The organism is Erythrobacter sp. THAF29 (assembly GCF_009363635.1).
Lineage (GTDB): Bacteria > Pseudomonadota > Alphaproteobacteria > Sphingomonadales > Sphingomonadaceae > Erythrobacter.
In genome coordinates, this window is the sequence record NZ_CP045392.1 from 3,195,029 (window position 1) to 3,203,870 (window position 8,842).

The following is an 8,842-nucleotide window of genomic DNA, read 5'->3' on the forward strand; positions in this document are numbered from 1 at the left end:
GTATGAGAGTCGTCTCCGGCATCCAGCCCACGGGCAAGCCGCATCTTGGCAACTATCTCGGCGCGATCGTCAATTACGTAAAGCTGCAGGACGAAGCGCATGCGAGCGGGGGCGATTGCTTCATCTTCCTCGCCGATCTCCACGCGATCTCCCAGCCGCACGAACCGTCGGAGCTGACCACGAACACCCGCGAAATGGTCGCAACGCTCGTTGCGTGCGGTGTCGATCCCGCCAAGACGGTGCTGTTCAACCAGGCGCAGGTTCCTGCACACACCGAGCTGCAATGGCTCCTGAACGGCACGGCGCGCATGGGCTGGCTCAATCGCATGACGCAGTGGAAGGACAAGGCCGGCAAAAACCGCGAAGGCCAGTCCGTCGCGCTTTTTACCTATCCCGTCCTTCAGGCAGCCGACGTACTGCTATACCAGGCCACGCACGTTCCGGTGGGCGAGGACCAAAAGCAGCATCTCGAGCTTGCCCGCGATATCGCGCAGAAGTTCAACAACGATTTCTGCGACGAGGATGCGCCACTCTTCACCTTGCCAGAGCCCTATATCCCGCCCGCTGCCGCTCGGATCATGTCCCTGCGCGATGGTACGGCGAAGATGAGCAAGTCCGACCCGTCCGAAATGAGCCGGATCAGCCTCACCGACGACGCCGATACGATCATGAAGAAGGTCAAGAAGGCCAAGACCGACCCTGAACCGCTGCCGAGCGAGGAAAAGGGTCTGGAAGGACGGGCCGAGGCGCAGAACCTTGTCGGCATCTATGGCGCGCTCACCGGCAAGAGCACGTCCGAAGTGCTCGCCGAATATGGCGGACAGGGCTTCGGCGTGTTCAAACCTGCACTGGGCGAATTGCTGGTCGAAACTCTGGCGCCGATCAATCAACGCTTCATGGAGTTGAAGGGCGACCAGGAGGCGCTCGACGCAATACTCGCTCGCGGTGCGGCGCAGGCTCGCGAACATGGTCTTCCAACGCTGGACAAGGCTTACGAGGCGCTCGGTCTGGTGCGCGGCTGATCGCTGCTAGGGCACGTTCAAACCCGGTTCAGCCGAATACTTTACACTTTCCGCGCTCAGTGACAGACTGATGTGCGAGGTCGGTGCCTGCAAAGCAGGTGCCATGCGAGGGGAAGCGCGCCTGACTTCGCCGGTGGACGTATTCACGCGTGTAATCAATAGGGTATGCCATGACCAATCCTCTCATAGTTTCGGCCAAGCGCCTCGCGCTTCCGGTTCTTCTTGCCGCAGGTCTTTCGGCCTGCGCCCCGTCATTCAACGCCGACGTTTCGCGCTTCACCACGACGCTCCCCGCTCCTCAGGGCCAGAGTTTCGCGGTGGTTGCCGATGACCCGAAGCTGGCAGGTGGGCTCGAATTCTCGCTCTATGCCGACATGGTTGCCGATGAGCTCGAAAAACTGGGCTACACCGAAGCCGCATCGCCATCAGAGGCAACGATGCTCGTGCGCTTTGACTATCACGTCGACAATGGCCGCGAACGCGTTCGTACTACGGGCAGCGCTTTTCATGATCCATACTGGGGCCCCTGGGGCCGCCCATACGGATTCCGCCGGGGCTATGCCTTCGGCTTCCACGATCCATTCCTCGCTGGCCCCGAAGTGCGCAGCTACACGGTTTACACCAGCGACATCGAAGTGAAGATCGATTCGACCACTAGCGGCGAGCGGCTTTTCGAAGGAAACGCTCAGGCTGTGTCGCGGAGCAACCGCCTGCAGACGCTGGTACCGAACCTCGTGGACGCTTTGTTCACTGATTTTCCGGGCAATTCCGGCGAAACGCTGCGCATCACCATCAAGGACGACGGAAAATCCGTGCGCGCGTTGCGCTAATCGGCTAAGACCGATTACCTAATCACCCCTTGGATGGGACGAAGGGGCGGCACCATGGGATCGGCGCCGCCCTTTTTGATTCCTGAGTGGACTGAAGGACCTACAGCTTCGCGTGACCGCCGGTAGAGCCGAAGCCTCCAGCGCCGCGCTCCGTCGCGTCGAGTTCATCGACCTCCTGCCAAGCCGCCTGCACCACCGGCGCGAGCACGAGCTGCGCAACCCGATCGCCGCGCTTGATCGCGAAGGCTTCCGCGCCGTGGTTGATCAGGATGACCTTCAATTCGCCGCGATAGTCGCTGTCGATCGTGCCCGGCGTGTTGGGCACGGTGATGCCGTGCTTCAGGGCCAGCCCTGAGCGCGGGCGGACCTGGATTTCGAAGCCATGCGGAATAGCGAGCGCGAGCCCGGTTGCGACCGGATGTCGCGCGCCCGGCTCGAGCGTGATGTCTTCGGCCGACACCACATCCATCCCGGCCGCGCCATCCGTAGCGTAGGCGGGCAGGTCGAGCCCCTTTCCGTGGGCGAGACGCTTTACCTCGACCGGCACGGGAGCGTTGGTGGGCGCGCCTTCGCTCACCCCAATCCTGGAATTCATTCGGCAGCCTCTGCTTTGAACGACGCAGCAATGCGTTCGACGAGCGCCATCGCTACCGCACTCTTGGGCATTTCGTCGAGGCTCTCTACCCCGTCACCGCTGACGATGTGCACACGATTCTTGTCGCCGCCCATCACGTCTCCCGAGACATCGTTGGCGACAATCCAGTCCGCGGCCTTGCGCTTGCGCTTCTTCTTCGCGTTGTCGAGCACGTTTTCCGTTTCTGCGGCAAACCCGATCACCAGTTCGGGCCTGTTGGTTCCGGCGGCAATATTGGTGAGGATGTCGGGATTCTCGGTGAGCATGAGCGCGGGCGGTGCAGAGCCGCGCTTCTTGATCTTTTCGCCGAGATATTCCTTGGGGCGCCAATCCGCGACTGCCGCCACCATTACGGCGGCATCGGCGGGAAGCGCCTTCTTGACCGCTTTGCTCATGTCGTCAGCGCTTTCCACGTCCACACGGTCCACGCCTGGCGGAGTTTTCAGCGACACCGGACCCGCAATCAGCGTGACTTTCGCGCCGAGCGCTGCTGCGGCGGCGGCGATGGCAAAACCCTGTTTTCCGCTCGACCGGTTGGCGATATATCGCACCGGATCGATAGCTTCCCACGTCGGGCCGGCGGTGACGAGGACATGGCGCCCTTCGAGCGGGCGATAGCCTGCGTCGACCGTGAAAGCCTCTCCGCCCAGCGCGTCTTCCTCGACCGACGCAAGGTCTGCGGAAGAGGGCTGCTTGCCCTTGACCAGTTCTGGCTCTGACTTGCGATCATCGACTTCGTGATTGATCGCTTCGGGATCGATCGGCGGAGCGGCACCGGCCTTCCCCTTGGTCGCAAGCAGCGGTCCGCCGAGATCGGGATTGAATTCGATCTCCTCTTCCTCGGCAGGCGCTTCCTCGTCGGTTTCGACCTCGACTTCTTTACCCTCTTCGGATTGCCCATCGACTTGTTCGTCGAGCTCGGCGTACTCCGCTTCGATATCTTCGTGGCTGCGTTTCGCAGTCGAGCGGGGGATGATCTTGGAGAGTAATCCGCCAAGACCGGTGCCCGCGCCCTCATCCTCTTCGGGTTCGAGCGCCTCGACTTCGATTTCCTGCCCTCGATCGTTCGCGGGAGCAGGTGCGGGTGCTTCTTCTTCGACTTCGATGCCGAAATGCGCCGCAATCTCGCGCCAGATCGCGTGCGGTTCGGGCAGTCGGCCATAGCCGAACTCGCCGCAGGCCATCGGCCCTTCGTCGGGATGGAGAACGTTGACGCCGGCTTGCTGGAGCAACTCGACATTGCGCTGCGTCGAGGCGTGTTCCCACATGCGCACATTCATCGCCGGGACGGCCATGACGGGCTTGTCGGTCGCAAGGATCAGCGTGGTCGCAAGGTCATCCGCGATGCCTGCCGCCATCTTCGCCATCAGATCGGCGGTGGCGGGGCATACAACCACGAGGTCGGCCTCCCGGCTGAGCTGGATGTGCCCCATCTCCGCCTCGTTCTTGAGGTCGAAGAGGTTGGTGTAAACCTGATTTTCACTGAGAGCGGCAAGCGACATCGGCGTCACGAACTGCTGCCCGCCCTTCGTTACCACGCAAGTCACATCGCCACCGCCCTTGCGGATCAGTCGGACGAGCTCGCACGACTTGTATGCGGCAATACCTCCGCCGACGACGAGCAGCACTTTAGGGGCAGCCTTGCTCAAAGCCCAGGCTCCCATTTCCCAAATCGCGAATGGCCGATCGAGCCGTTCATCTGTTCTCGTGTCTCCCGGTCGTGCAGGATGGTGTTGGTCCGTCTGGTGCGATTCAGCCTAGCTGTACGGGTGCAAACAGCCAAGAGCATACGCAAACTCGCACAATGCCATGCCTTACAATGGTTAAATTTTGTTGAGCCTCACGGTCATTTGATCGATAGATATCGCGGAGACGAGAGGGGGAATTCCGAATGAGAATCGCATTGCGCGTGTTGCTTGCCCTGGGCGGGCTGGTCTTAGCCTTTATGGCTTTCGGCTTTCTGACCGATCCGGTCACCTCGGGCGCAGATTTCGGGATCGCGGTCGAAGGGACACACGCGATCACCTCGATCCGGGCCGACATGACGGCTTTTTTCGGTGTCAGCGCCGCGTGCTTCCTTTGGGGCGCGTGGAAACAGCGCAGCGATCCGCTGGTGATCGGCGCCGCCCTGATGCTGGTGGCGCTGGTGGCACGCGTGGTTTCGCTGGCGATCAACGGCAGCTTCGAAGGGTATATCCAGCCGATGGTTTTCGAAGCTGTATTCGGTGTCCTTGGTCTGATCGGGGCGAAGGTGCTGCCCGAACGGGCCTAGCCAAGCCAACCCATGCTGAACGCGCCCCACATCGCGCCCGCACCCAGGCCGAGCGCGATTAGGTAGCCCAGTCGCGATCCGCCGGCGCGTTCACGCCGCTCGGTGATGAGCCGGATCTCGGGAAGCGGCGGCGGTTCGGGCGCGCCGCCCTTGGGCGGGAATCTCTCCTCGATCCGCCGGATAAGCGACGGCAGGCGCAACAGGGTGTCGGCGTCTTCCTTGATCCTCTCGGCCACCGCAGCCTCCGGCCCCAGTTCGTCGCGGATCCAGCTGCGGACATAAGGCGCGGCGGTATCCCACATATTGATGTCGGGATTCAGCTGTGTTGCGATCCCCTCGACCATCACCATGGTCTTTTGCAGCAGCAGAAGGTGCGGTTGGGTCTGCATGTCGAAATCGCGGGTGATCGCGAACAGCCCGTCGAGCATCTGTCCAACACTGAGTTCGCTGACCGGCTTGCCCCGCATCGGCTCGCCCACCGCACGCAGCGCGGTCGCGAATTCGCCGACCGAATGATAGCTCGGAACGTATTGCGCCTCGAAATGGATCTCTGCGACGCGCTGGTAGTCGCCGGTCGTCAGGCCGTAGAGGATCTCGGCAAGCCATTGCCGCGCGCGCCGATCGATGCGGCCCATAATCCCGAAATCGATAGCGACAATAGTACCATCATCCTCAACGAACAGGTTCCCCTGGTGCATGTCCGCATGGAAGAAACCCGCGCTTATCGCCTGGGTCAGAAAGCTGATGACCAGGCGTTCGGCGATGGCATTGAGGTCGTGGCCCTTGGCGATGAGTTCATCGCGCTTGGAAATCTTGATGCCATCGACCCACTCGATGGTCATGACCCGGCCATTGGTGCGGTCCCAGTCGATTTCGGGGATACGGTAGCCACCGATCCCCTTCACCTCTTCGGCGAGTTCGGAGGCCGAGGCCGCCTCGCGGCGCAGATCGAGCTCGGAATTGGTCCAGCGCTTGAAATTCGCGATTGTCAGGCGTGGCCGCAGACGCAGCGCTTCGCCGCCCATCGCTTCGACATGAGCGGCCGCCCATTCATACGTCTGGATATCTCGTGCGAATTTCTCGCGAATTCCTGGACGCAGAACCTTGATTGCGACCCGCCGACCGTCCGTGGTGACGCCGCGATGGACCTGCGCGATCGAGGCCGCACCGACTGGATTGGGGTCAATTTCGGCGAAGAGGTTTTCGAGCGGCTGATCGAATGCCGCCTCCATCGAGCGCCTGATCTCGTCGAAACCAACCGGCGGCAGAGCGTCTTGCAGGCTCAGAAGATTGCGCGCGGCCTCTTCGCCAACGAGGTCGGGCCGGGTCGCGAGCGATTGCCCCAGTTTGATCGCCGCCGGACCAATCGCCTTGAAGGCGCCCGCGTAATCCGGTTCGCCGCGCTTGCTCGTAAAGGTCGCCCAGCGCGCAAGTTTGGCCAGGCGCGTCACCGTGGTCGGCGCATTGGGGTCGGTTTCGATCCCCACAAGCGCGCGGCGGCGAGCCAGAGTGATGCCCCATCGTGCAAGACGGGCGAAATGGATGACAGGGGACGTCATGCTCTAAAGGCGCGCGAAGGCTCTTTCCGTTCCCGCTCGTTCAAATCTTCCAGCCCGAATGGATCGCGACCAGTCCGCCCAGGATCGGTTCGACCCGTGTGTTGGCGAACCCGGCGTCTCGGATCATCCGCTCGAACTCGGGCATCGGCGGAAACTTGCGGATCGATTCGGCGAGGTAGCGGTACGAATCGGCGTCACCGGCAATGGCCTGCCCCATGCGTGGCAGAACCTTGTCCGAGTAGACATCATAGGCTTCGCGCAGGCCCGGCCATTCAACCGTCGAGAACTCGAGGCAGAAGAAACGCCCGCCGGGCTTCAGCACCCGCAGCGCCTCTTTCAGCGCGCGATCCTTGTGCGTCACATTCCTGATACCGAATGCGATGGTGTAGGCGTCGAACGTGTTGGAGGCGAAATCGACCTCTTCAGCGTTCTGGCGGGTGAATACGAGGCTTCCGGCGCCTTTCGCCTCGTTCCGCCCCATCGCTCTCTCGGCACCGACATCGAGCATGTCCTGATTGATGTCCGCAACCGTAATATCGGCCCCGCGATCGGCCATGCGAAAAGCAATGTCTCCGGTGCCGCCTGCCATGTCGAGAATCTGTTCGCCCGGCTGCGGCTTCACGCGGCGGACGAACTTGTCCTTCCACAGCCGATGCAGTCCGCCCGACATTGCATCGTTCATGATGTCGTACTTGCTCGCGACGCTGGTGAAAACTTCGCCAACGCGACGGGTCTTTTCCTGCGGGGTCACGTTTTCGTAGCCGAAGCTTACGGTTTCTTGATCTGCATCGCTCATGGCGGCGGCCTTAGATGGAATTGCGGCCAGCGCAAAGGGTGTTAGAGGATGCTTCATGCCCGAATTGCCAGAGGTCGAAACAACGGTGCGCGGACTCGCGCGCTTCCTCGATGGAGCGCGAATTACTCGCGTGACCCTCAACCGCCCGGACTTGCGACGCCCCTTCCCGCCCGATCTCGTGCAGGTGATGACAGGAGCCAGCGTCACGCACTTATCGCGCCGCGCCAAATACGGCCTGATCCATCTCGACCGAGGCTCGACCATGGTTTTCCATCTTGGCATGAGCGGGCGCTGGCGGATCGACCCCGATGAGGACGACATACATGATCACCTCGTTCTCGAAACCGAAGGGCACCGTTTTGCCTTGTGCGACCCGCGCCGGTTCGGTTCGGTGGATCTGGTCCGTACAGACCTCCTCGATCATTGGCCTCAATTTGCCGCGCTCGGTCCTGAGCCGCTCGGTTCGGAACTGACCGTCGATCACCTCAAAACCGCGCTCAAAGGCAAAACGCAAAGCATCAAGCTTTGCCTGCTCGACCAGCGGATCGTCGCAGGGCTGGGCAATATATATGTCTGCGAGGCGCTGTGGCGCGCGGGTATCCATCCGATGAAGAAGGGGGGCAAGGTAACAGGGCCGCAACTCGAACGCCTCGTACCCTCGATCAGGGACGTGCTCGAAACCTCTATCCGCGATGGTGGCTCGTCCCTGCGCGACTATGCCCAACCGGACGGTGAGCTCGGATACTTCGCAACCAGGTTCGACGTTTACGGGCGCACCGGCGAGCCGTGCCGGCGCGAGGATGGCGGGACCATCCGTCGCATCGCGCAAGGCGGTCGAAGCACGTGGTACTGCCCGAAGTGCCAGAAGTGAGGGAATTCTTGACGATTCGCCGATCCCGCCCTATGTGGCGCGCTTTCCGGCGCTTCGAGGCGAATCTCGTGCGCTCTTGATTTCGAACAAACCCGAGAATTCATCAGGTCGCGCAGACGCGGCCGCCACAGAACGCGAGACAGACAAGACCTATGGCAAATTCGCCCCAAGCCCGTAAGCGCATCCGTCGCAACAACCGCCGTGCAGAGATCAACGGTGCGCGTGTCAGCCGCATCCGCGGCTTCGTGAAGAAGGTGGAGACCGCAGTCGAAGCCGGCGACAAGAAGGCCGCACAGGAAGCGTTGAAGGCTGCACAGCCGGAACTGGCTCGCGGTGTTGCTCGCGGAGTAATGCACAAGAACACTGTGGCGCGCAAAATGTCGCGCCTGTCGAAGCGAGTCGCCGCACTCTGATTCGCTTTTTCGAGGTGGCGATTCGCCGCTTCGGTTAGGTAAATTTACCTAAGGGTATGCTACAGGGTCGCACTCAATGAGTGCGGCCCTTTTGTTTTGCGCCGAATGTACGCCGACGCGAAAAGGAAAAATCTAGGAAACCCCGCGATTCGCATGTGATCGAAACCGAATATCGAGTGAAATCAGCCGCTTGAACGCAAGTCTGCGGCATAGCGCCGAGTCAACCGGATTATTTCAGTTTTTTTAAAATTCCTCGCTTGCTTCCGAGGCCGAAGCGTACTTTATTTGTGTTCCACCCGGAGCGGGACAGTCCGGGTTCTAACAAACTGGTCGATGGGGGGTTCCGGGAAACGCATGTTTCCGGGAAGGGAGATTTTGCGCCTATCGAAATGGTGAAGATGCGGTTCGGATGCGGCTCCGAAAGCGCTAGAGTATTGGGGAAACG

The 8,842-nt window shown here is 61.3% G+C and carries 9 protein-coding genes; 5 read left to right on the top strand and 4 right to left on the bottom strand.

What is annotated here, in order from left to right; all coding sequences use genetic code 11:
• The first annotated feature begins 2 nt into the window (after positions 1-2).
• Complete coding sequence (gene trpS, locus FIU90_RS15425; RefSeq protein ID WP_152435583.1) at positions 3-1,022, top strand: tryptophan--tRNA ligase; 1,020 nt, start codon at positions 3-5, stop codon at positions 1,020-1,022.
• 170 nt (positions 1,023-1,192) lie between these two features.
• Entirely contained in the window at positions 1,193-1,852 is a 660-nt protein-coding gene (locus FIU90_RS15430; RefSeq protein ID WP_152435584.1) for a DUF4136 domain-containing protein, read from the top strand.
• 100 nt (positions 1,853-1,952) lie between these two features.
• Here FIU90_RS15430 and dut read toward each other — a convergent pair whose 3' ends face one another.
• Entirely contained in the window at positions 1,953-2,447 is a 495-nt protein-coding gene (gene dut / locus FIU90_RS15435) for a dUTP diphosphatase (protein ID WP_172970300.1), read from the bottom strand.
• A complete protein-coding gene (locus FIU90_RS15440; protein ID WP_152435585.1) occupies positions 2,444-4,150 on the bottom strand; it encodes a phosphopantothenate--cysteine ligase family flavoprotein in 1,707 nt (568 codons plus the stop codon). The genes dut and FIU90_RS15440 overlap by 4 nt, the downstream gene beginning before the upstream one ends.
• A gap of 227 nt (positions 4,151-4,377) precedes the next feature.
• Here FIU90_RS15440 and FIU90_RS15445 point away from each other — a divergent pair, with 227 nt between their 5' ends.
• Positions 4,378-4,758 carry a DUF4345 family protein gene (locus FIU90_RS15445; RefSeq protein WP_152435588.1) on the top strand — a complete coding sequence of 127 codons (381 nt, stop codon included), beginning with the start codon at positions 4,378-4,380 and terminating at the stop codon, positions 4,756-4,758.
• Here FIU90_RS15445 and ubiB read toward each other — a convergent pair.
• Positions 4,755-6,317 carry a 2-polyprenylphenol 6-hydroxylase gene (gene ubiB, locus FIU90_RS15450; protein ID WP_152435589.1) on the bottom strand — a complete coding sequence of 521 codons (1,563 nt, stop codon included), beginning with the start codon at positions 6,315-6,317 and terminating at the stop codon, positions 4,755-4,757. The genes FIU90_RS15445 and ubiB overlap by 4 nt on opposite strands.
• Positions 6,318-6,357: 40 nt before the next feature.
• Positions 6,358-7,113, bottom strand: coding sequence for a class I SAM-dependent methyltransferase (locus tag FIU90_RS15455; RefSeq protein ID WP_152435591.1), 756 nt, complete (start codon positions 7,111-7,113; stop codon positions 6,358-6,360).
• 55 nt (positions 7,114-7,168) lie between these two features.
• On the opposite strand from FIU90_RS15455, the gene mutM reads away from it, so the two are divergent.
• Both mutM and rpsT read left to right on the top strand, forming a co-directional pair.
• Positions 7,169-7,984 carry a bifunctional DNA-formamidopyrimidine glycosylase/DNA-(apurinic or apyrimidinic site) lyase gene (gene mutM, locus FIU90_RS15460; RefSeq protein WP_152435593.1) on the top strand — a complete coding sequence of 272 codons (816 nt, stop codon included), beginning with the start codon at positions 7,169-7,171 and terminating at the stop codon, positions 7,982-7,984.
• A gap of 152 nt (positions 7,985-8,136) precedes the next feature.
• Entirely contained in the window at positions 8,137-8,397 is a 261-nt protein-coding gene (gene rpsT, locus FIU90_RS15465; protein WP_152435594.1) for a 30S ribosomal protein S20, read from the top strand.
• Positions 8,398-8,842: the final 445 nt, after the last annotated feature.